17 protein-coding genes and 3 tRNA genes are annotated in these 20,910 nt (G+C 67.3%); 13 read left to right on the top strand and 7 right to left on the bottom strand.

Annotation, left to right across the window (positions count from 1 at the left end; all coding sequences use genetic code 11):
• Nucleotides 1-113: 113 nt before the first annotated feature.
• Both N5D91_RS07250 and N5D91_RS07245 read right to left on the bottom strand, forming a co-directional pair.
• Nucleotides 114-1,010: a M48 family metallopeptidase gene (locus N5D91_RS07250; protein ID WP_088026614.1), complete on the bottom strand. Its 897-nt coding sequence runs from the start codon at nucleotides 1,008-1,010 to the stop codon at nucleotides 114-116.
• Between the two features lie 89 nt (nucleotides 1,011-1,099).
• The gene (locus N5D91_RS07245) at nucleotides 1,100-2,992 is read right to left on the bottom strand and encodes a formylglycine-generating enzyme family protein (RefSeq protein ID WP_110712943.1); all 1,893 of its coding nucleotides are present in this window, start codon (nucleotides 2,990-2,992) and stop codon (nucleotides 1,100-1,102) included.
• Between the two features lie 84 nt (nucleotides 2,993-3,076).
• Between N5D91_RS07245 and rnd the strand changes: the two genes are divergently transcribed.
• Both rnd and N5D91_RS07235 read left to right on the top strand, forming a co-directional pair.
• Nucleotides 3,077-4,156: a ribonuclease D gene (gene rnd / locus N5D91_RS07240; RefSeq protein ID WP_164161556.1), complete on the top strand. Its 1,080-nt coding sequence runs from the start codon at nucleotides 3,077-3,079 to the stop codon at nucleotides 4,154-4,156.
• Nucleotides 4,157-4,275: 119 nt separating this feature from the next.
• The gene (locus N5D91_RS07235) at nucleotides 4,276-6,348 is read left to right on the top strand and encodes a DUF4034 domain-containing protein (RefSeq protein ID WP_164161555.1); all 2,073 of its coding nucleotides are present in this window, start codon (nucleotides 4,276-4,278) and stop codon (nucleotides 6,346-6,348) included.
• An 88-nt stretch (nucleotides 6,349-6,436) separates the two neighbouring features.
• On the opposite strand, the gene N5D91_RS07230 is transcribed toward N5D91_RS07235, so the two are convergent.
• Nucleotides 6,437-8,767, bottom strand: a complete 2,331-nt coding sequence (locus tag N5D91_RS07230; protein ID WP_180853654.1) for a TonB-dependent receptor — start codon at nucleotides 8,765-8,767, stop codon at nucleotides 6,437-6,439.
• Nucleotides 8,768-8,975: 208 nt separating this feature from the next.
• Nucleotides 8,976-9,557, bottom strand: a complete 582-nt coding sequence (locus tag N5D91_RS07225) for a TetR/AcrR family transcriptional regulator (RefSeq protein ID WP_110712947.1) — start codon at nucleotides 9,555-9,557, stop codon at nucleotides 8,976-8,978.
• A 101-nt stretch (nucleotides 9,558-9,658) separates the two neighbouring features.
• Between N5D91_RS07225 and N5D91_RS07220 the strand changes: the two genes are divergently transcribed.
• The 4 genes from N5D91_RS07220 to N5D91_RS07205 all read left to right on the top strand — a co-directional run bounded on the left by N5D91_RS07220 (nucleotide 9,659) and on the right by N5D91_RS07205 (nucleotide 12,715).
• Nucleotides 9,659-10,714 (top strand): sugar phosphate isomerase/epimerase family protein, encoded by a 1,056-nt coding sequence (locus tag N5D91_RS07220; RefSeq protein WP_153855917.1) that lies wholly within the window; start codon nucleotides 9,659-9,661, stop codon nucleotides 10,712-10,714.
• A 21-nt stretch (nucleotides 10,715-10,735) separates the two neighbouring features.
• Nucleotides 10,736-11,629, top strand: coding sequence for an alpha/beta hydrolase (locus tag N5D91_RS07215; protein ID WP_110712949.1), 894 nt, complete (start codon nucleotides 10,736-10,738; stop codon nucleotides 11,627-11,629).
• On the top strand, nucleotides 11,619-12,545 hold the full coding sequence (locus tag N5D91_RS07210) for an alpha/beta hydrolase (RefSeq protein ID WP_180853655.1): 927 nt from the start codon (nucleotides 11,619-11,621) through the stop codon (nucleotides 12,543-12,545). The genes N5D91_RS07215 and N5D91_RS07210 overlap by 11 nt, the downstream gene beginning before the upstream one ends.
• A 94-nt stretch (nucleotides 12,546-12,639) precedes the next feature.
• A tRNA-Ala gene (locus tag N5D91_RS07205) sits at nucleotides 12,640-12,715 on the top strand.
• A 60-nt stretch (nucleotides 12,716-12,775) separates the two neighbouring features.
• Here the strand turns inward: N5D91_RS07205 and N5D91_RS07200 are convergent.
• Complete coding sequence (locus N5D91_RS07200; RefSeq protein ID WP_008268700.1) at nucleotides 12,776-12,949, bottom strand: hypothetical protein; 174 nt, start codon at nucleotides 12,947-12,949, stop codon at nucleotides 12,776-12,778.
• 129 nt (nucleotides 12,950-13,078) lie between these two features.
• Nucleotides 13,079-13,840, bottom strand: coding sequence for an SDR family oxidoreductase (locus N5D91_RS07195; protein WP_153855914.1), 762 nt, complete (start codon nucleotides 13,838-13,840; stop codon nucleotides 13,079-13,081).
• A gap of 132 nt (nucleotides 13,841-13,972) precedes the next feature.
• Between N5D91_RS07195 and N5D91_RS07190 the strand changes: the two genes are divergently transcribed.
• The gene (locus N5D91_RS07190) at nucleotides 13,973-14,815 is read left to right on the top strand and encodes a methylated-DNA--[protein]-cysteine S-methyltransferase (protein ID WP_180853656.1); all 843 of its coding nucleotides are present in this window, start codon (nucleotides 13,973-13,975) and stop codon (nucleotides 14,813-14,815) included.
• A 109-nt stretch (nucleotides 14,816-14,924) separates the two neighbouring features.
• Here the strand turns inward: N5D91_RS07190 and N5D91_RS07185 are convergent, their stop codons facing one another.
• Nucleotides 14,925-15,950 carry an NADP-dependent oxidoreductase gene (locus N5D91_RS07185; protein ID WP_153855912.1) on the bottom strand — a complete coding sequence of 342 codons (1,026 nt, stop codon included), beginning with the start codon at nucleotides 15,948-15,950 and terminating at the stop codon, nucleotides 14,925-14,927.
• A 333-nt stretch (nucleotides 15,951-16,283) separates the two neighbouring features.
• On the opposite strand from N5D91_RS07185, the gene N5D91_RS07180 reads away from it, so the two are divergent.
• The 6 genes from N5D91_RS07180 to N5D91_RS07155 all read left to right on the top strand — a co-directional run bounded on the left by N5D91_RS07180 (nucleotide 16,284) and on the right by N5D91_RS07155 (nucleotide 20,839).
• Nucleotides 16,284-16,359: transfer RNA gene (locus N5D91_RS07180), tRNA-Phe, on the top strand.
• Nucleotides 16,360-16,432: 73 nt separating this feature from the next.
• Nucleotides 16,433-16,508, top strand: a tRNA-Phe gene (locus tag N5D91_RS07175).
• A 141-nt stretch (nucleotides 16,509-16,649) separates the two neighbouring features.
• Nucleotides 16,650-17,201: a lipocalin family protein gene (locus tag N5D91_RS07170; RefSeq protein ID WP_153855911.1), complete on the top strand. Its 552-nt coding sequence runs from the start codon at nucleotides 16,650-16,652 to the stop codon at nucleotides 17,199-17,201.
• Between the two features lie 163 nt (nucleotides 17,202-17,364).
• On the top strand, nucleotides 17,365-17,841 hold the full coding sequence (locus N5D91_RS07165) for an LEA type 2 family protein (RefSeq protein ID WP_110712962.1): 477 nt from the start codon (nucleotides 17,365-17,367) through the stop codon (nucleotides 17,839-17,841).
• 64 nt (nucleotides 17,842-17,905) lie between these two features.
• Nucleotides 17,906-19,696 (top strand): acyl-CoA dehydrogenase C-terminal domain-containing protein, encoded by a 1,791-nt coding sequence (locus tag N5D91_RS07160; RefSeq protein WP_180846244.1) that lies wholly within the window; start codon nucleotides 17,906-17,908, stop codon nucleotides 19,694-19,696.
• Between the two features lie 477 nt (nucleotides 19,697-20,173).
• Complete coding sequence (locus N5D91_RS07155; RefSeq protein WP_019336875.1) at nucleotides 20,174-20,839, top strand: HNH endonuclease; 666 nt, start codon at nucleotides 20,174-20,176, stop codon at nucleotides 20,837-20,839.
• Nucleotides 20,840-20,910: the final 71 nt, after the last annotated feature.

The raw sequence follows: 20,910 nt of genomic DNA, 5'->3' as shown, positions 1-20,910 counted from the left end.
TCCCGCAACCGGACCCACCCCGCCATCCCACGGAATGCACGCTGTTGCTGTTGCTGCTGCCGGCCAGCGGCCGGCACTACCGCGGGTGCAGGGCTGCAAGCCCTGCCGCCCCCCTACTTTGCCTGCTCGCAGAATTTCTGCCGGTACTCGAGCGCCTTCGGCATCAGTGCCTGCAGGTTCTGGATACGGGTACCCGGATTCGGGTGGGTCGAGGCGAACTCCGGCGGTGACTGGCCACCGCTGGCCTGGCCCATGCGCTGCCACAGCGGTACCGCCTCGCGTGGATCGAAGCACGCTGCCGCGGCCAGCATCAGCCCCACTTCATCCGCCTGCGTCTCGTGGCTGCGCGCATACGGCAACAAGTAACCGTAGCCCATCGCCGACATCATCATCTGTTGCTGCTGTGCATCCATGCCGCTGGCGGCGCCGGCCATCTGCCCGATCTGGGTCAGCTTCTGCTGGGCCATGCGCTGTGCACCATGGCGCAGCAGTGCATGGGCGATCTCGTGGCCCATCACCACCGCCATCGCATCGCGCGTACGCGCCACCGGCACCAGCCCGGTGTAAACGGCCATCTTGCCGCCCGGGAGGCAGAACGCATTGGCCTGCTCGGACGGGATCACATTCACTTCCCACTGGAAATCCCGCGCGAAGTGCGCCGGCTGCACGCCATGCTCCTGTGCCAGCGCGGTCTCCACCACGTCGACCTTGGCGATCAGCCGCTGGGCGATGTCGCGCACGTCGCGCGCGATCGGTGCGTTCGGATCCATCGGCCGTTCCTGCGACAGGATCTGCTGGTAGGCCTGCAACCCCAGCGCCGTCTCCTGGCGCGCGTCCAGGCTGCTGTCGATCATCACCTTCTCACCGGTATAGGGATCGACCGTGCGGTTGGAAAACCAGTAGAACACCGCGTAGCCGGCAGCCAGCAGCAACACCCACCAGCGGATGTTGCCGAACAGGCCGCGCCGTTGCGGGCCTTGCGGCGAGCGGGAGAAGGGATCATTGCGCATCGGGCGGTCTTCCGGCAGGTCCCGCCGGCTGGCGGGCACGGCGCAATCTTAGTGCGCCGATGCCCGCAGCGGGTGAAGCCCGGCGCCGCTCAGATGCCGCGTACCAGGCGGAAGCCGATGCGCGCGTTGGTGGTGTCCGAATCCTGTGACTGCCGCCAGGCGGCACGGGTCTGCTCCGGCGCATTGGCCCAGTTGCCGCCGCGGATCACCCGTGCGCGGCAACCCGGGTTGAACCAGGCGGCACCGTCAGACGGCGCGCGCCGGTAGCTGGCATGCCAGCAGTCGGCCACCCACTCGCTGAGGTTGCCACCCATGTCGTGCAGGCCGAAGGCATTGGCCTGGAAACTCCCTACCGGAGCCGGCCCCCACCAGCCATCGCCATAGCCGATGAAGGCGTTGTGCCAATGCCGGCCCGAAGGAGAAACGTCCTTGCTGCCAGTGAAGTTGCCGCTGCCAGGCGGCGGCGTGCCGGCGTCGCCCCACGGATAGCGGCCGCTGCTGCCGGCGCGCAGTGCATATTCGAACTCGGCCTCACTGGGCAGCCGGTAGCTGCGCCCGGTCTGCTCGGACAGCCACGCCGCGTAGTTCTCGGCATCGCGGATGCTGACGTGCATCACCGGCGAATTGGCCATCGCGCGGCCACCGTCGTAGTCCGAGCGCCAGTCCACGCCGCTGCGGCGGATGAAGTTGCCGCTACGCTCGTCATAGACCACCGAATGGCCCCGCCGGGTCGCGCGCGGGCGCGCATTGGATGCCTTCACGTAGCGTTCGAAATCGCTGACCGTGACCTCGGTGATCGCCATCGCGAAGCCACGATCGAAGCGCACATAGTGCGAAGGGCGCTCGGAATCACTGGATCCCGGTTCGGCATCACCGGCACCCATCTGGAAGCCGCCATGTGGCACCACCACCATCTGCGGCCCGCGCCCGCCATCGCGCATGGCATCGCTGAACACCTGCCCCGGGCGGAAGCTGCCGTAATGGGTAGCCAGGTCGATGCGCTCCCGCAGCTGGCCCACCACCGCGTCGCCCGGCAGCGCGATGCGCAAGGCCTCGGCCAGCTTCTCGCGGGCCGGCTTCAGGCCCTGCGGCGTGGCCAGGTCACGCAGACCGTCATCGCGCAGCTGCAGCAATGCCGCCGCACGGATCTGCTCGATGCGCTCGAACGCGTCGGCGATGGTCGGCGACGAATCGCGCACCTTGCTCGCTTCGGCCAGCCAGGTGCCGGCGCTGGCGAAATCGCGCGTGCGTGCAGCGTCCTCGGCACGGCGGATCAACCCGCTTTCGGCTGCGGCCAGTCCCTGCCGTGCGCGGCTGTTGTCCTCATCCAGTGCCAGTGCCTCACGGAAGTTGCCGATGGCCCCATCCCCGTCTTCACCGATCCGGTCCGAGCGCAGGTCCTCTTCGCCGGCGCGGTTGTAAGCCACCACGCGCTGGGCAAGCTCCACCCGTCCCTGCAGCGCACGCACCTTTTCGTCCTTTGGCGCCAGCGTCAGCAACACCAGCGCCTGGCGGCTGGCCTCGGCCAGCGCCTCACGCTGCTTCAGCGGCCGCACCAGCAGGGCGTCGGCCTGCTGCTGCAGGCGCTGGCGGGCACGTTGCAGGCCCAGCCGGGCCTGGCGGTCATCCGGGTCCTCTTCCTGCACGGCCAGCCACAACGGAATGGCGGCATCGGCATCCTCGTAGAGCCGGCCGTCGGCAAAGGCCTGTTCGGCCGCACGCCGCAACTGGGCAAGGCTGCGGCCCTGCCGGTCCACCCTGGGGGGCGTCCACTGCTGCACATCCTCGGCGGCATCCTCACCGCCAATGGTCACGCTGCCCTGCCCGGCCTGTGGGCTGGCATCGGTGCCGGTTTCGACGTCCTCGGCCTGCCGCGTGGCCCCACTGGCCGCCCGGTCCGCCGTCGCGGGCGGCGACGGCGTGCAGCCGGCCAGGGCGACGGCCAGCGCGGTGCACAGCACGGGCGACAACGGAAAACGCAAGCAGAGCCTCCTTCGGCACGGACGCGGATCGACGTTAGGCTATTCTCCCCTGCCTGAGCAAACCCGAGTAGTAGGCCCTGACCCGTGGCAACCTGGATCACCACCCCCGCCGAGCTGGATGCGTACTTCCAGCAGCGCCCGACCCGCATCGGCCTGGACACCGAATTCATCCGTGAACGCACCTTCTGGCCGCAGCTGGCGCTGGTGCAGATGGCGGTCGGCCAGGACATCCTGCTGATCGATCCGCTGATTCCGGGCATGCCCGAGGCGCTGGCGCCGTGGCTGGCCGATGAATCGATCATCAAGGTGATGCACAGCGCCAGCGAAGACCTGGTCGCCTTCAAGTGGGCCTGCGGCGTACTGCCACGGCCGCTGTTCGACACCCAGATCGGCGCCTCGCTGGCCGGCATCGGCGGTGGCATGGGCTACCAGAAGCTGGTGGCGGAAATCACCGGCGTCGCACTGGCAAAAGGTGAGACCCGCTCGGACTGGATGCGCCGACCACTGTCGGAGTCGCAGCTGCAGTACGCCGCCGACGACGTCGAACACCTGTTCGCACTGCACGACGCCATCGATGCCAGGCTGCAGGCGCTGGGTCGCCAGCAGTGGCTGCATGACGACGGCGAGCGCCTGCTGGCCAGCGTTGCCAATGACGAGGACCGCTGGCCACACCTGTCGATGCGCTCGGCACAGTTCCTCGACGCCGCCGCACAGCATCGCCTGTTGCGCCTGCTGCGCTGGCGCGATGTGCAGGCGCGCAGCAGCGACCGCCCACGCAGCTGGATCCTGGACAACGAACTGGCCGCCACGCTGGCACGCACGCCACCGGCCGATGCCGCCGCGCTGGGCCAGCTGTTCGAGCAGTTCCCGAAGGCACCGCGCAAGCTCGCTGGCGCCGTGTGGCAGGCGCTGGAGACGCCGCTGGCCGATGAGGCCGACGCCCCGCTGGCGCTGCCGGCCAACGACAGCAACAAGCAAGCGCTGAAGAAGCTGCAGGATGCCGTGGCCGAACGCAGCCGCGAGCTGGGACTGCCGGATGGCATCCTTGCCTCGCGCAAGCACCTGGAAAGCTATCTGGAACGTCGCCAATGGCCCGCCGCACTGGCCGGCTGGCGCCAGCAGGAACTGGAGTCGCGCCTGCAGGCACTGCTGCCGGCACGCTGACACTGCGGGCGCCGGCACTGTGCCGGCGCCCGTAACACGCAGAATGAGCATCTGCCACGCTTGCCGACGCGAGCGCGGGACTGTCCAATAGCGTCCCCGCCAATGTTGGATTGCATCAGATGACAAATGGAGTTGCGAAGGACGGCCTCTCCGCCGCGGACCTGGCCTGGCGCACAGGGGCGCGCGCTGCCTTGCAGGCGAAGCGCTACTCCGAACTGGACGCGCAGCTGGCGCCGCACGAACAAGCCTGGCTGGGCGGCGAACGGCCACTCCCCGGCATCCGCTGGCGCCTGCGCAACCTGCAGGATCCCACCCTGACCCTGGATGAGCGCCTGCAGCAGGCACAGCAGTGGGTCGCCGCCGCCCCCCACAGCTACTACGCCCATCTGCGCCTCGGTGCCTGCTGGGAAGAAGCGGCCGGTGCCCTGCGCAGCGCCGATGTGGCCGCGCTGGTGGAAGACAGCCAATGGCTGGCGGCGCAGCTGGCCCGCGACCATGCCGTGCATGCCTACCTGCAGGCGATTCCGCTGTCGCCACGACCTGCGTTGGCGCTGGATGGCATCAAGCGCATCACCAGCTACCTGCGCGAACCGAACTGGCTGCGTGCGCTGCAGGCCGGGGAGCCCGCCGCATCCGATGACGCCGCGCTGGCCGAGCACTACCCTCAAGCCTGGCCACAGGCATTGCAGCTGCTGTCGCGCTTCGGTGCGCCGTTGCAGACGCTGCCGGATACGCTGCCCCCGTTGCTGCGCGAGCGCAGCCAGGACGATTTCGACGCACCGCTGGCGTACTGGATGCGCCTGGTGCTGGAGCAGCGCCCGGACGATCTGGCCACGCTGGAAGACACCCTGTACTTCCTGTACCCGCGCTGGGGCGGCAGCCATGAGGCGATGGAGAACTTCATCGAGGGTGGCTGGTGCCGTGGCCTGGAACTGGCGCAGAGCAACGCGCTGCGCTGGCACAAGGAACAGGACTGGATGGGCGATCTGCCCCACCGCGAGGATGCCGACGCCGTGGCCGCGCACGAGCGCGCGTACGCGCAGATCCTCGACTGGCACCTGGACCGCAACCTGCGCGCGCAGGTGCTGGCCCAGCGTGCCGGGCTGCGCTACCGGCTTGGCCGCGTTGAAGACATCGAAGATGTCGTGCAGTGGGATCCGCACCACATGCAGGCCGTGCTTGAAGATCTGCAGCAGGCATGGGCACTGGACCGCGATGTGGTCCTGCATGAGGGGCTCAGCAACCTCGAGGCCTGCACCTGGTTCGCCCATGTCGACGGTGCCGAAGCACTGTTCGCACAGGTGGTGGACTATGCCGCGCGCGAAGGCGATTCGGCGATCGGCCTGCTCTGGGCCGCCACCGCCATCGAGCATGGCCTGCTCGGCCAGGCCAGCGACCCGACGCGCGCCAGTATCCTGCTGCAGCGCGCGTTGAAGCTTGCGCAGCAGGACAACACCTCGGCGGTGACGTTCGCCGCCAACCTGTTCTGTGATGTTTCGCAGGCCGCGGGCCTGTCACTGCTGCAGCGCATGGCTGAAACCGGTGACGCTGGTGCGATGTCGGCGCTGTGCGACCTGTACAAGGGCCGCCTCGGTGGCCGCGACCAACCGCAGTTCGCCGATGCGGAAAAGGCCGCCTACTGGCAGGAGCGTGCGGTGGAAGGCGGCGACCTGATCGCCACCTACAACCTGGCCGTGCGCCTCGTCGCCGCAGGCGGCGCGGAGAATGAAGCGCGTGCGCGCGAGCTGTACCTGCGCTGCTTGGATGAGGCCGAGGCCGGCGAGCGGGTGTGGGGCCCGACCTGCCGCAACCTGGCCTGCCTGGCGCTGGATGGCCAGAATGACGCGCACAAACGCGAAGCGGTCGAGCGCGCATTGATTCCGCTGTGGTGGCGCGGTGACGACGACGACAAGCTGTGGGCATCAGGCTACCTGGCCGACATCTACCACGTCGGCAACGGCGTCCCGGCCAATGCATTCCTCGCCCTGACCTGGCTGCAGCGTGCCAGCGAGATCGATCCGGAGTATGTGGACGTGGTGCGCATGGCGCCGCTGATCAACGGCGAGGGTCGCTGGTTCGGTGCCAGCCGCGCACGCAAGCAGCAGGAACAGGACCGCCAGCAGGTGGACAGCGCCACCTGGGCCCTGACCTTCGGCCAGCGCAGCCAGGACAGCAACCTCACTGCGGTCTGAACCAACGAAAAGGGCGGCCCGGTAATCCGGGCCGCCCTTTTCATTCCAGCAGCGCGATGGCGGGACGGCCCGCCACCGCGACAGCGCATTACCAGTTCATGTTCAGCGAGACACCCACGGTGCGCGGCTCGTTGTAGACCGCGGCCATGTAGTTCTCGATCACACCCTTGAGGTTCTTCTCGTTGGTGATGTTGCGCGCGAACAGCGCCACTTCGTAGGCACCGTAGTTGCCCGAGTAGCCGATCTTCAGGCCACCCTCGAAGTCACCCTTGGAATTGAACTCCTTGCTGTCGTACAGCACGAAGCTGGTGTAGCCCTGCTTGTTCCAGTCGGTGGAGACGAACATGGTGCCGGCATCGCTGACCGGGAAGTCATAGCGGGCGGCCAGGTTGACGTTGTACTTCGGCGCGTTCGGCAGCGGGTTGCCGTCGATCTGGGCGAAGGTGTTGGCACCGACCTTGATGGTCGGGTCATTCACCGTGCACACCACCTGGCCGTTGAGGCCGCAGACCTGCGCATACACGCGCTTGTCCTTGATCTCGCTGTGCAGCAGGCTCAGGCCGGCGCTCAGGGTCAGGTTCGGGATCGGGCGCAGCTCCATGTCGGCTTCGAAACCGTAGGCCTTGGCCTTGTCGGCGTTGAACAGCACGCCGTTGCCGTCCGAATCGTTGCCGTTGAGCTGGATGTCGTTGACGGTGTAGGTGAACGCGGTGGCGTTCAGGCGCAGGCGGTTGTCCCACAGGCTGCTCTTCACGCCCGCTTCCCAGGACAGGATGGTCTCGGAATCGGCGGTGGTGAAATCGGCATTGAACACCGCCGAACGGCCCTGGATGGTCGGGCCGCGGAAGCCGCGTGCGACCTTGGCGTAGACGCTCACGTCCGGCGTGATCTGGTACATCGCGCTCAGATCCCAGCTCGGGGTGGTATCGGACATCTTGACGTCGGTGCGGCCCTTGTAAGTGACCACGCCGGCGGCGGTATCAGCGGTCTTCAGCAGACGGGTGTGCTTCTCGTCCTTGGTCTGGCGCAGGCCGGCGGTGACGGTGAACTTGTCGGTGAAGGCGTAGCTGATCTGGCCGAAACCGGCCCACGAGGTGTTCTTGTTGCGCAGGCGCACCCAGTTGTTCGGGTTGCGTGCCGCGCCCTGCAGGAACCACGCGCGCTGGTAGAAGTCGGTGGTGTCGCTGCCGTTGAAATAGAACGCACCGGCCTGCCACTGCAGGGCGCTGTCGTCATGGCTGGCCAGGCGGAACTCCTGGGTCCACTGGTCCAGGTCGCGGATGCGGCCCATCGACTGGCCGTAGCCGTTCGGCACCCCGTTGACCGGGAAGTTCACCGCAGCGCCGCCGTCGGTGTCGCCGCGGCTGTAGCCGGAGGTGGTTTCGTAGGCGGTGATCGAGGTGAAGTCGATCGCGCCGAAGTCGTAACGTGCCTTCACCGAACCACCGTAGGTCTTGTAGGCCTGCGGGTTGTTGTCGGCTTCGTCGTAGGCGACCTTGTCGCGCGGCACGTCGGTCTTGTTCGAGCCCTTGGTCAGCGCACCGCGCAGGAACAGGGTCGAGGTGCCCTCGTAATCACGGGCGTGGGCCGAGGCCAGGATCGAGAACTGGTCGCTCGGGGTCAGCAGCAGCTGCGCACGCACGTTGCGGTCATCGAAGCCGCCCATGGCGTTCTTCTTCGGGCTGACCGTGCCGTCGGCGCTCGGGCCCTTGTAGGTGTTGTCGACGTAGTCGTCGCGGTGCTGGTACAGGGCCGACACGCGGAACGAGGCGATGTCGTTGATCGGGCCGCCGAAGCCGCCGTCGATCGACACGCTGTTGTAGGTCGCATAGCTGGCGCTGACGCGGCCGGTGTAGTCCTGGGTCGGCTTCAGGGTATCGAACTTGATGATGCCGGCGGTGGTGTTGCGGCCGAACAGCGAGCCCTGCGGGCCGCGCAGCACTTCCACCTGGTCCACGTCATAGACCGGGTTGGACTTCAGCACCACGTGTTCCAGCACCACGTCGTCCTGGATGATCGACACCGGCTGCGAGGCACCCAGGTAGAAATCGATGTTGCCCAGGCCGCGGATGTAGAAGCGCGGGAAGATGCGGCCGGTGGTGGTTTCCGCATACAGGCTCGGCACGCGGCCGGACAGTGCCAGCAGGGTGTCGTCGCCGCCGGCGGTGAAGTCGCGCATGCGCTCGCCCTGCACCACGCCGACCGAGACCGGCACTTCCTGCAGGTTCTGCTCGCGGTGTTCGGCGGTCACGGTGATCGTGTCCAGGCCGGTCGGGGTCGGCGCGCTATCCTGCGCGGCGGCACCGAAGCTGTCGACCAGGGCCAGGCCAGCACAGGCCAGGGCCAGCGGGTGGCGGCGGAAGGAAACGAAGGAAGACGACATACCCGACAGGCGGCGGGAATCGGAATGGGAGGGCATGAAATGCTCTGAGGAGGCGTCCGTGCGGCCTGCGCGAGCCGGGCGGCAAAAAGGAGGACAACTGCGCAAGCCGCCATTATCCCCCAAATTGTTACGATTTCGTTGCGCAGCACCCAAACCCGGCGAAACAAGCGGTTTCGGCACAGTCAGCCAGCACCGCCTGGGGTCAGATCCGTTTCCCAAGGGGAAACGGATCTGACCCCGGATCTCAGGGCAACGGGGTCAGCGCGATATCGACCATCGCCAGCAGTCGCTCGCGGCTGATGCCGTCGCGGGCCTGCACCGAGATGCCGTGCAGCACCGTGGCGAAGTGATCGCCCAGTGCCTGCACCGCCACATCGCCGGCCAGCTGCCCTTCGGACTGCGCCTGCTGCAGGCGCGCGATGATCGCCGCCGTACGCTGGCGACGATGGCTGGCCAACCAGTCCCGGACGCCCTCGCCATCGGGCGAGACGCTGCTGGCCGAAGACACCACCAGGCAACCGTGCGGCCGCCCACGCCGGGTGTAGGTCAACACGGCGTCACGCAGCATGGACCCGATCGCCTCGCGCAGCGTTGCCTGCTCCAGCGCGCGCGGCGCGAAGCCGCCCTCGCCGTCCTCGTACAGCGCAACGGCTTCGCGGAACAACTGCTCCTTGCTGCCGAACGCGGCGTAGATGCGTGCAGAGGCGATGCCCAGTGCCTCGACCAGTGCCGACATCGACGTGCCTTCATAACCGTGCTGCCAGAACAGCAGCATCGCCTTGCGCAACGCCTGGTCCCTGTCGAATTCGCGCGGTCGCCCTGCCATCTGCCTGCCTGCTCCAGTGAGGCGCGCAGTGTAACGCGGGTGTTGACCGCCGCGAGGGTCACGCCTATTCTTTGTTGATCGACAAACAATTGGAGCAACACATGCAGACCCTCAAGGGCCCCAGCCTGCACCTGGCGCAGTTCGCCGGCGACCAGGCCCCGTTCAACAGCCTCGCCGGCATTGCCGCGTGGGCCGCCGGCCATGGCTTCAAGGCCTTGCAGATTCCCGCGTGGGATGCACGCCTGTTCGACCTGGCCACCGCCGCCGACAGCCAGGACTACTGCGATGACATCCGCGGCACACTGGCCGAGCACGGCCTGCAGGTCAGCGAACTGACCACCCACATCCTCGGCCAGCTGGTGGCCGTGCATCCGGCCTACGATGAACTCTGCGATGGCTTCGCCCCGGAAGCACTGCGCGGCAATCCGAGGGCGCGCAGCGAATGGGCGCAGCAGCAGCTGCACCTGGCCGCCCGTGCCTCGCGACGGCTCGGCCTGCAGGACATGGGCACCTTCTCCGGCTCGTTCGCTTGGCCGTACCTGTTCCCGTTCCCGCAGCGCCCGCCGGGCCTGATCGACGCGGCGTTCGACGAACTGGCACGACGCTGGCGGCCGATCCTCGATACCTGCGAGGACAACGGCATCAACCTCTGCTATGAGATCCATCCCAGCGAAGACCTGCATGACGGCACCAGCTTCGAGCGCTTCTTCGAACGCGTCGGCCAGCACGAGCGCTGCCGAATCCTGTTCGATCCCAGCCACTTCGTCCTGCAGCAGCTGGACTACCTGGAGTACCTGGACATCTATCACCCGCTGATCCGCATGTTCCACGTCAAGGATGCGGAGTTCCGCCCCAGCGGCCGCCAGGGCATCTATGGCGGCTATGCCGACTGGACCGAACGGGCCGGTCGCTTCCGCTCGCTGGGCGACGGCCAGGTCGATTTCAAGTCGATCTTCTCCAAGCTGGCCCAGTACGACTACCAGGGGTGGGCGACGCTGGAGTGGGAGTGCTGCCTGAAGGACCAGGAAGCCGGTGCACGCGAAGGCGCTGCATTCATCCGCGACCACATCATTCCGGTCACCGACAAGATCTTCGACGACTTCGCCGGTGCACCGATCAGCACCGCGCAGATGCAGCACATGCTCGGCATCGCCTGAGCCCCCACGGAGCACTCCCCCATGACCACTTCCCTTTCCGCTGGCGCTGCCGGCGACGCTTCGCTGCGCCACCACTACCTGCGCATCGATGGCCAGCGCGTGCATTGCGTGTCCGCGGGCCACGGTGAACCCGTGCTGCTGATTCCCGGCTGGCCGCAGACCTGGTACGCCTGGCGCCACGTACTGCACGCCCTGGCCGAGGCCGGCTTCGAAGCGATTGCCGTGGATCCGCCGGGCATCGGCGAATCCGATCGCCCCGCCCACGGCTACGACACCGGCAGCGCCGCCGCCGTCCTGCACCAGACCATGCAGGCGCTGGGCCACGACCGTTATCAGGTGGTCGGGCATGACATCGGCATGTGGATCGCCTATGCGCTGGCCAGCGACCAGCCGCAGGCGGTGCGCCAGCTGGCCGTCACCGAAGCGGTGATTCCCGGCCTGGCCCCGGAACCGGGCATCTTTGCTGCACCCGCCGACAACATCTTCCTCTGGCACTTCATGTTCAACCAGGTGGCCGACCTGCCCGAGGCACTGATCAGTGGCCGCGAGCGCGCCTACCTGGAATTCATGTTCGATCGCTGGTCGTACCGCCGCGATGCGGTGGCCGCCGACACCTACATTGCCGCCTACAGCCGTCCGGGCGCATTGCGCGCAGGTTTCGCCTGGTATCGCGCGATTCCGGAGACGATCCGCCAGAACAAGCAGCGTGCGCAGCGCCGCCTGCCAATGCCGGTACTGGCCATCGGCGCCGAGCACGCCACCGGCGATGCGCCGATGCTGACCCTGCAGCCACATGCCGACGATGTACGCGGCAGCATCGTGCCGGGCTGCGGCCACTTCATCATGGAAGAAGCACCGCAGGCGTTCCTGGCGCAGTTGCTGCCCTTCCTGCTGGAGGCACGCCATGCTGCTTGAACCGGCGCTGCAGGAGTTCGTCGACGCCGTCGCCGCCCATGCGCTGCCGGAAGACCTGCGCGAACTGCGGGTGATCAGCGAGAGCGCGCTGCCACAGTTGCAGGGAGCACCACAGGCCGTCGCACACGTGATCGAGCACACGGTAATCGCGCGCGACGGGCATGCGTTGGAGCTGCGTTTCTACACGCCGGAAGGGCTGCCCGATGGACCGGTACCGGCTCTGCTGTTCGCCCACGGTGGCGGCTGGTTCCAGTGCTCGCTGGCGGTCTATGACGGACCCTGCCGGGCATTGGCCAATGCCAGCGGCTGCGTGATCGCCGCGGTCGGCTACCGGCTGGCGCCGGAGCACCCGTTCCCGGTTCCACTACATGACGTCGCCGACGCTTGGCGGTGGTTGCAGGCCAATGCGGATCGCCTCGGCCTGGACCCACAGCGCCTGGCAATCGGTGGCGACAGCGCCGGTGGCAATCTCGCCGCCGCCTGCTGCCTGCTGCTGCGCGAACGGGGCCTGCCGCAACCGTGCCACCAGTTGCTGCTGTACCCGGCGCTGGATGCTGGCATGGGCAGCGATTCCTACCGGGACTACGCCACGGGCTATTACCTCAGCGCCAAACTGATGCAGCGCTGCTGGCAGGCCTATCTGGGTGGTCTGGCCCAACCGTCGGCGCTGGCCTCGCCCGCCCACGCAACCGACCTGCAGGGGCTGGCACCAGCCACCATCCTCAGCTGCGAGCACGACCCGCTGCGCGACGAGGCCGAGCAGTACGCAGGGCGGCTGCAGGCGGCAGGTATCGACTGCACGCTGGAACGCCTGCCCGGGATGATCCACGCCTGCATCCACCTGCAGGCGGTCAGCACCGCCACTGCAGTGGCGGCACAGCGCGCGGGAGATCTGCTGCGCCAGGCGCTGGCCTGAACCGGCTGGGGACGGCGTCAGATCCACGCCTGCCGCCGTCCCGGCCCAACGCTTGGCAAGCCCGGCAGGCAGCGCTACACTGAAAGCCTGCCGTGGGGCCATAGCTCAGCTGGGAGAGCGCGTCGTTCGCAATGACGAGGTCAGGAGTTCGATCCTCCTTGGCTCCACCACCATTCAGAAGAACCCGTAGATCTCCGTGATCTACGGGTTTTTTCTTTTCAGCGGCCCGCTCAGGCGGGATCCTGCCCGCCGTCCTTGCGCTTCGGATCGCGCGAATGCGCATCACGCACCTGCTGGTCGCGCTGCCCCGGCCGCTGCCTGGCCACATCGTCCTGCTTCCTGTCCTGGCGGCTTTCCTGCACGCCCTGCTTCGGGTCGCCCTGGTCTTTCTCGCGCTCACTCATCCATCGCTCCTTCGCCGGCGGGGCGCCGACGCTAGCCCTACCCTAGAGATCGCCGGGTAATCAGCAGGTCAGTCCTGCGCCAACAGCGTGTGCAGCTGCAATCCTGATTTCGCCGATGCCCCCCCCCACTCAGGTACGGGTGATCGACACCCCACCCTCCACGCGCATCGCGCTGCCGGTAACGAAACTGCTTTCATCGCTGGCCAGGAACAACGCGGCATTGGCGATCTCTTCCGGCTCGGCGAGGCGCTTGAGTGCGTGCAGCGAGCGCACGAAGTCGCGGGCATCGCCGGTCGGTGCGGCCTGCCGGCCCATTTCGGTATCGGTGCCACCGGGCAGCAGTACGTTGCTGCGCACGCCGCGCGCACCGTATTCGGCAGCGATCACCTGACTCAGGCCGATCAGCCCGGCCTTGCTCGACGCATAGGCTGCCATGCCCGGGAATCCCACGGTGTGGCCGACGAAGGTCCCGACGAACACCAGCGAGCCGCCGCCACGCGCAATCAGTGCCGGCAACTGTGCGCGTGCGGCATGGAAAGCGGCATCCAGATTGGTGGCCATCACCTCGCGCCAGGCGTCCAGCGGGAACTCCGCGGCCGGTACACCGGGGCCGAGCATGCCGGCATTGTTGAGCGCGACATCCAGGCCGCCGAAGGACTGCTGGGCCAGATCGACCAGCGCCTGCGCCGTGCCTGGGTCGGCCACGTCGGCAGCATGCACCACCACTTCCCCACCGGCGGCGCGGATCTGTTCGGCCAGCGCCTGCAGCGGTTCCAGCCGCCGTGCATTGAGCACCAGCTTTGCCCCTTCGGCGGCGAAGCGCAGCGCGCTGGCGCGGCCGATGCCGGCGCTGGCTCCGGTGATGAGGGCGATCTTGTTGTTCAGGCGCATGATCGTGGTACCGGTGGTGAAGTGGCCGCCACGATGCCGTGCCTTCGGCCCGCCAACACTCCGTTTCCGGACCTTGCTGACGGGTGCAGGAAACGGAGTTTCCGCAGCACCGGCACGTGCCAGAATCCGGCCATGGACAGTACCGCCACCACCGCCCTCAATGACCGCATCGAACGGGTCTGCCGGCACCTGCAGGCCAGCCTCGACGAACCCTCGCTGCAGGAACTGGCCGATATCGCTGGCTGCAGCCCGACGCGCTTGCATCGCCTGTTCAAGCAGTCCACCGGGCTGACCCCCAAGCAGTACGCCGCCGCGCTGCGCGCTGACCGCCTGCGCACCGGGCTGGAACAACAGGAACGCATCACCGACGCCTTCCACGATGCTGGCTTCGGTTCCAGTGGACGCTTCTACGAGAACGCACCGAAGTTGCTGGGCATGACGCCCAAGCAATGGCGCGCAGGGGGGCGCGGCGAAGTCATCCACTTCGCGCTTGCCGAAAGTTCCCTTGGCAGCGTGCTGGTGGCCAGCAGCGGGACCGGCGTGGTCGCGATCCTGCTCGGCGACGATCCGGAGACACTGCTGCAGTCGCTGCAACAACGCTTCCGCCAAGCCGAACTGGTCGGCGCCGACCAGGGCTACGAGCAACTGGTGGCACAGGTGGTGGGCCTGGTCGAGGATCCTTCGCGAGGCGCCACGCTGCCGCTGGATATCCGTGGCACCGCGTTCCAGCAACGGGTGTGGCAGGCGCTGCAGCAGATCCCACGTGGGCAGACCGCCTCGTATGCGGATATCGCCGCGCGCATCGGCGCGCCGCGCTCGAGCCGTGCCGTCGCACGCGCATGCGCAAGCAATCCGTTGGCGGTGGCCGTACCCTGCCACCGCGTGGTGCGCCGCGACGGCGACCTGTCCGGCTATGCCTGGGGCGTAGCGCGCAAGCGCGAACTGCTGCGCCGCGAGAAGGCCTCGACTGCCTGACGTGGGTGCCGACCTTGGTCGGCACGCCCAGCTTCCGGTAGGTGCCGACCTTGGTCGGCACGCCCAGCTTCCGGTAGGTGCCGACCTTGGTCGGCACGCCACCAAGCTCTCAATCCAGCTTCACCACCAGCTTGCCGAAGTTGTGCCCCTTCAGCAGCCCGAAGAACGCCTCCGGCGCATTCTCCAGCCCTTCCACCACATCCTCGCGGTACTGGACGCGGCCTTCGCGCAGCCATTGCGGCATCTCGCGTTCGAAGTCCGGCCACAGGTGGTTGAAGTCGTGCACGATGAAACCACGCACGGTCAGGCGCTGGCGCAGGATCTGGCTGAACAATGCCGGCAGGCGATCAGGGCCGGGCTGCTCGACGCCGCGCTCGTTGTAGGTGGCGATGGTGCCGCAGACCGGAATGCGGGCGAAGTCATTGAGCAGCGGCAGCACCGCATCCAGCACATGCCCGCCGACATTCTCGAAGTACACATCGATGCCCGCAGGCACCGCTGCGCGCAGCTGCGCGGCGAAATCAGCGGCGCGATGATCCAGCGCCACGTCCACCCCCAGCGTCTGCAGATAGGCGCGCTTGGCTTCGCCACCGGCGATGGCGACCACGCGCGCGCCCTGCAGCTTGGCCAGCTGCGCCACAGTCGCGCCGACCGGCCCGGTCGCGGCGGCCACCACCAGCGTCTCGCCTGGCTTCAGGCGGGCGATTTCATGCAGGCTGGAATAGGCGGTGAAACCGGGCATGCCATACACGCCCAGCGCCGTACTCAACGGCAGGCCGGCCGGATCCAGCCGACGCCCCAGCGCCTTGGCCGGCAGTACCACATGGGTCTGCCAACCGCCCGGCGCCAGCAGCAGATCTCCCACCGCCACACCTTCGGCGTTGGATCGCAGCACTTCGGCCACGGTCTGGCCCTCCATCACCGCGCCCACCGCCACCGGCGCGGCGTACGACGGGCCCTCGTCCATGCGTCCACGCATGTAGGGGTCCAACGACAGGTAGCGGTTGCGCAGCAGCACTTCGCCATCCGCCAATGCCGGCAGCGCAGCCTGTTCCAGGCGGAAGTTGGCCGCGCTTGGCGCTCCCTGCGGACGCGACGCAAGCACGATGCGGGAGGTGGTCGAGGGATCGGACATGGCCAGGTCTCTGCTGTTGCCAGCATCAGGAAAGGACTGCCGACACTACGCCGCGACGATCCCCGATGGCGGCCACGAAAACAGCGTTCCATTGCCCGGACCCGCGCGGGTCCGGCGCAGCCCCTGCCCTTGCAGCATTCGCGCTCGCGGCGACCCGCTGATTTCCACGGCAGGCGATGATCGATTGGCCACGCCCGCCCCACAACGGAGGATCAAGCACTTGCGAGCGCGCAGACGGCAATGTGAAGAAATCTTGGCGAAACGCTTGCCGAAGACTGCCGACCTCCGTAATATACGCCTCCTTGGCAGCGACCTCGCTGCTACGAAACATGTGGCCGAGTAGCTCAGTTGGTAGAGCAGGGGATTGAAAATCCCCGTGTCGGCGGTTCGATTCCGTCTTCGGCCACCACTTTCGAAGGCCTGCAGAAATGCGGGTCTTTTTTTTCCGGAAACCGGGTTTGATCACGGTTGCCACACAATTTGGCCGAGTAGCTCAGTTGGTAGAGCAGGGGATTGAAAATCCCCGTGTCGGCGGTTCGATTCCGTCTTCGGCCACCATCTTCAGAGACCTGCAGAAATGCAGGTCTTTTTTTTGTTCGCACTCCGCGCAAGCGGCGGCCACACCACCCGGTTGACGAAACATTTACACCGGCCCGTGCCGTGGCACCTACGCTCCAGACTCCTGCCTGGAGCCTGCCGATGCCTCTGCGCCCCGCCCTGCTCGCCTGCCTGCTGCTGGCCGTCTTTCCGGTGATCGCCGCCGAACCGGTGCGTGCAGTCGACACGCTGGACATCGACCGCTATGCAGGCCAGTGGCACGAGATCGCGCACCTGCCGGTGTCGTTCCAGAAGCAGTGTGTCGGCGAGATCACCGCCAACTACGGGCTGCGCCGCGATGGCCGCATCAGTGTCACCAATGCCTGCCGCAACGGCGATGGCGAACGCGTGGTGGCTGAAGGCGTGGCGCGCCCGGTTGCCGGCCATCCCGGCCAGTTGCAGGTGCGCTTCGTGCCGGACTGGCTGAGCTGGGTGCCACTGGTCTGGGCCGACTACTGGGTTCTGGCACTGGACCCGGACTACCAATGGGCGCTGGTCGGTGAACCGGACCGCAAGTACCTGTGGATTCTCTCGCGCCTGCCGGAAATGGATCGCGCCCGGTTCGAACAGCTGAAAGAAAAAGCCGAAGCCATGGGCTACGACCTCGGACCACTGCGCCTGATGGCTCCGTTGCGCGATACGGCCACCGATTGAACCGCGCCGCAATCCGGCGCACCACGCGCGCTCGATCCGGCGCCGCGCACGCCCGTCCGCCATCTTCACGCGCTACCCTCTGCGACGGGTCGCCACAGGCGCTCCAAACAACCATACGCCGTAGTATGCTTATCCAACGCACCCCTCCAGAGGACCTGCGCCCATGCTCCACCGCTTCCGTATCGCCTTGATCGTCCTGTGCACCCTCGCCCTTGTTGCCTGCAACAACGGCATCGTCAAGCGTGTTTCGGAACCGGCGGCCAGCCTGCAGCAGCTGACCGTGCGCGCCGACGGCAACTGGACCGTGGCCCTGCGCCTGCAGAACTACAGTTCCATGCCGATGACCTTCGATGATGTCGCACTGGCGCTGACTGTCGGCGACAGCGACGCCGGCACCCTGATGGCCAAGCCCGGCATCTCCATCGGCGGCACCTCCGCCGACGTCATCAATGTCGACCTCGTGCCCAGCTCGGCCGCACGCCTGGTGGTGGCCGACGCGCTGGCCGGCAACCGCACCCTGGCCTATGGCCTGAAGGGAACGGTGGCGGCCACGCCGCAGGAAAAGAAGCAGCGCAGCTTCGACATCAGCAGCCGCAGCACCCTCAACCAGGCCCCCGGCCTGCCCGGCGTACTGCGCTGAACCCGCCTTTCGTCGCGGCGCCCCGCGCCGCTCTCCCCTGCCCTGATCAAATCGAGACGTACCGATGAGCAGCTACACCGCCCCGCTTTCCGACCTCCGTTTCGCCCTGCACGACGTGCTCAAGGTCGAACCCCTGTTCGCCCGCCTGGGCTTCACCGACGCCACCGCCGACGTGGTCGATGCCGTGCTGGAAGAAGCCGGCCGCTTCAGCGCCACCGTGCTGGCCCCGCTCAACAGCGTCGGCGACGAGATCGGCTGCGTGCTCGACCAGGCCACCGGCGAAGTGACCACCCCGCCCGGCTTCAAGCAGGCCTACGACCAGTTCGTCGATGGCGGCTGGACCGGCCTGACCGCCTCGCCGGAGCTGGGCGGCCAGGGACTGCCGCACACCCTGGGCGTGCCGCTCAACGAAATGATCAATGCCGCCAACCTGGCGTGGGGCAACTTCCCGCTGCTCTCGCACGGCGCCATCGAAGCGCTGAAGCAGCACGGCGAAGCCTGGCAGCACGAGGCCTTCCTGAAGCCGCTGATCGAGGGCCGCTGGACCGGCACCATGTGCCTGACCGAACCGCACTGCGGCACCGACCTGGGCCTGCTCAAGACCAAGGCCGAGCCGAATGCCGATGGCAGCTATTCGATCACCGGCACCAAGATCTTCATCACCGCCGGCGAGCATGACCTGACCGGCAACATCGTGCACCTGGTGCTGGCCAAACTGCCCGACGCTCCTCCGGGTGCCAAGGGCATCTCGCTGTTCGTCACCCCGAAGTTCAAGGTCGACCGCGAAGGCAACGTCGGCGAGCGCAACGCACTGCGCTGCGGCTCGATCGAGCACAAGATGGGCATCAAGGGGTCGGTTACCTGCGTGATGAACTTCGATGGTGCGCAGGGTTACCTGGTCGGCCAGCCGCACAAGGGCCTGCAGGCCATGTTCACCATGATGAACACCGCGCGCCTGGGCGTCGGCCTGCAGGGCATCGGCCTGTCCGAGCGCGCCTACCAGAACGCACTGAAGTACAGCCGTGAGCGCCTGCAGTCGCGCGCCCTGAGCGGCGCCAAGTTCCCGGACAAGCCGGCCGACCCGATCCTGGTCCATCCGGATGTGCGCCGCATGCTGCTGACGGTGAAGTCGCTGGTCGAAGGCAGCCGCCTGCTGGCCCTGCACGCCGCCACCCTGATCGACGTCGCCCACCACGCCGAGGATGCCGCCGAGCGCGAGCGCGCCGACACCCTGGTGAGCTTCCTGACCCCGATCTCCAAGGCCTGCCAGACCGAATGGGGCATCGAGAACACCTACAACGCCCTGCAGTGCTTCGGTGGCCACGGCTACATCCGCGAACACGGCATGGAGCAGCTGGCCCGCGATGCCCGCATCACCACGCTGTATGAAGGCACCACCGGCATTCAGGCGCTGGACCTGATCGGCCGCAAGACCGCGTCCAGCCAGGGCGCCGGCCTGAAGCTGATGCTGGCCGAGATCGAGGCGTTCGCCAAGGCCAACGAGGGCAACGAAGCGCTGGCCGAGTTCATCGGCCCGCTGCGCGCCAAGGCCGCCGAGTGGGGCAAGCTGACCCTGGACGTGCTGCAGCGCGCGGCCGCCAACCCGGACGAACTGGGCGCAGCCAGCTACGACTACCTGTTCTATTCGGGCTACGTGGTGCTGGCTTACTGGTGGGCCCGCAGCGTGGCGGCCGCCGATGCCAGCGCGCACGGCGCCGCCTTCGCCCAGGGCAAGCGCGAGACCGCACGGTTCTACTTCACCCGCGTGCTGCCGCGCACCCTCGCCCACGCCGCCGCGATCCAGGCCGGCGCCGCCCCGCTGATGGCGATGGACGACGAGCGCTTCGGCGCCTGAGCCGGGCTGCGCCCGGCACCCGCGGTAGTGCCGGCCGCTGGCCGGCCACCGCAACAGCAACATCAACGGCAAGAGCTGGCTTCCTGCGGGGTGGCGAGGTGGGTCCAATTGCGGGGGACGCTGCAAGTACGTCCATGTAAGCTCGGTCGCCGCATCCATGCGGCTCACGCCCCCGCAACCGGACCCACCCCGCCTTCGACAGATTTCTGCTGCTGGTAGGTGTCGACCTTGGTCGACACGGCAGATCCACGCCATGCGTGGATGCGGGGTCAGAGCCCTTTCCTGCGGAAAGGGATCCGACCCGAGCCTGACAGCCCGCCCCACAATCCCTCTGGAGAAAAGCCCCCTTTTGTTAAAGGGGGCGCGCCGACAGGCGCGGGGAATAGGTGGAATGCGTGGACCTGAATGTTGACGATTTGTGTATCGCCAACCGGCGATACACAAATCGTCAACATTCAGGTATAAGCTGTTCTCCCGATGGAGACAGACACTACACGCTTGGGTCTGATCGAAGCCGGAGCTCCGTTTTCTGCTCCGGGCGCCGAAGCATCGCCCAACGCCACGACGCTGCATCGCCCCGGTTCGGTCCGGCTGCTCTCGCTGGATGCCCACGGACGCGTACTGGACTGGATCACCTGGCAGGATGCGGCCTGCCTCTACGCTCGTGAAGCCGTGGCCTGGACGCTGGGCGATCCGTGCCTGCACATCCACGGCGGTACCAACCGCTTCAGCGGCCTGCAGAGCGGCATGGACCTGCACCCGATCATCGCCGCCCGCGGCCACGCCCGCTCCCGCGCGATCGACCCCACGCCGAACCTGACCAACCCGGCCCTGTTCGCCCGCGACGCGCACCTGTGCATGTACTGCGGCCAGCAGTTCAACCGCCCCACGCTCACCCGCGACCACGTCATGCCGCTGTCCAAGGGGGGCCTGGACTGCTGGGAAAACGTGGTCACCGCCTGCTTCCACTGCAACTCGCGCAAGAGCGACCGCACCCCGCAGCAGGCCGGAATGCCGTTGCTGGCGGTGCCTTACCGGCCCAGCTGGATCGAACACCTGATCCTGTCCAACCGCAACATCCTGGCCGACCAGATGGCCTTCCTGAAGGCGCAATTGCCCAAGCGCTCAAAACTGAGCACCTGAATCGCTGAAAATGCAACCCTCACCGTCCTGTCACGGGCGGCGGCGTTTGCTTGCCCCACCCCCGTTTGAGG

Origin of the sequence: Stenotrophomonas sp. GD03794, from assembly GCF_029842145.1 — a bacterium.
GTDB classification, from domain to species: domain Bacteria; phylum Pseudomonadota; class Gammaproteobacteria; order Xanthomonadales; family Xanthomonadaceae; genus Stenotrophomonas; species Stenotrophomonas riyadhensis.
The sequence above is the reverse complement of the archived record's forward strand: the minus strand, read 5'-3'. Positions and strand labels throughout refer to the sequence as shown.

Excerpts from the sequence above, each read along its gene's own strand:
- N5D91_RS07190 (WP_180853656.1), top strand. The coding sequence starts at position 13,973 with ATGGACAGTACCGCCACCACCGCCCTCAATGACCGCATCGAACGGGTC.
- N5D91_RS07250 (WP_088026614.1), bottom strand. The coding sequence starts at position 1,010 with ATGCGCAATGATCCCTTCTCCCGCTCGCCGCAAGGCCCGCAACGGCGC.
- N5D91_RS07225 (WP_110712947.1), bottom strand. The coding sequence starts at position 9,557 with ATGGCAGGGCGACCGCGCGAATTCGACAGGGACCAGGCGTTGCGCAAG.
- N5D91_RS07220 (WP_153855917.1), top strand. The coding sequence starts at position 9,659 with ATGCAGACCCTCAAGGGCCCCAGCCTGCACCTGGCGCAGTTCGCCGGC.
- N5D91_RS07155 (WP_019336875.1), top strand. The coding sequence starts at position 20,174 with ATGGAGACAGACACTACACGCTTGGGTCTGATCGAAGCCGGAGCTCCG.
- N5D91_RS07160 (WP_180846244.1), top strand. The coding sequence starts at position 17,906 with ATGAGCAGCTACACCGCCCCGCTTTCCGACCTCCGTTTCGCCCTGCAC.
- N5D91_RS07235 (WP_164161555.1), top strand. The coding sequence starts at position 4,276 with ATGACAAATGGAGTTGCGAAGGACGGCCTCTCCGCCGCGGACCTGGCC.
- N5D91_RS07165 (WP_110712962.1), top strand. The coding sequence starts at position 17,365 with ATGCTCCACCGCTTCCGTATCGCCTTGATCGTCCTGTGCACCCTCGCC.
- N5D91_RS07185 (WP_153855912.1), bottom strand. The coding sequence starts at position 15,950 with ATGTCCGATCCCTCGACCACCTCCCGCATCGTGCTTGCGTCGCGTCCG.
- N5D91_RS07195 (WP_153855914.1), bottom strand. The coding sequence starts at position 13,840 with ATGCGCCTGAACAACAAGATCGCCCTCATCACCGGAGCCAGCGCCGGC.
- N5D91_RS07200 (WP_008268700.1), bottom strand. The coding sequence starts at position 12,949 with ATGAGTGAGCGCGAGAAAGACCAGGGCGACCCGAAGCAGGGCGTGCAG.
- N5D91_RS07210 (WP_180853655.1), top strand. The coding sequence starts at position 11,619 with ATGCTGCTTGAACCGGCGCTGCAGGAGTTCGTCGACGCCGTCGCCGCC.
- N5D91_RS07230 (WP_180853654.1), bottom strand. The coding sequence starts at position 8,767 with ATGCCCTCCCATTCCGATTCCCGCCGCCTGTCGGGTATGTCGTCTTCC.
- N5D91_RS07215 (WP_110712949.1), top strand. The coding sequence starts at position 10,736 with ATGACCACTTCCCTTTCCGCTGGCGCTGCCGGCGACGCTTCGCTGCGC.
- N5D91_RS07170 (WP_153855911.1), top strand. The coding sequence starts at position 16,650 with ATGCCTCTGCGCCCCGCCCTGCTCGCCTGCCTGCTGCTGGCCGTCTTT.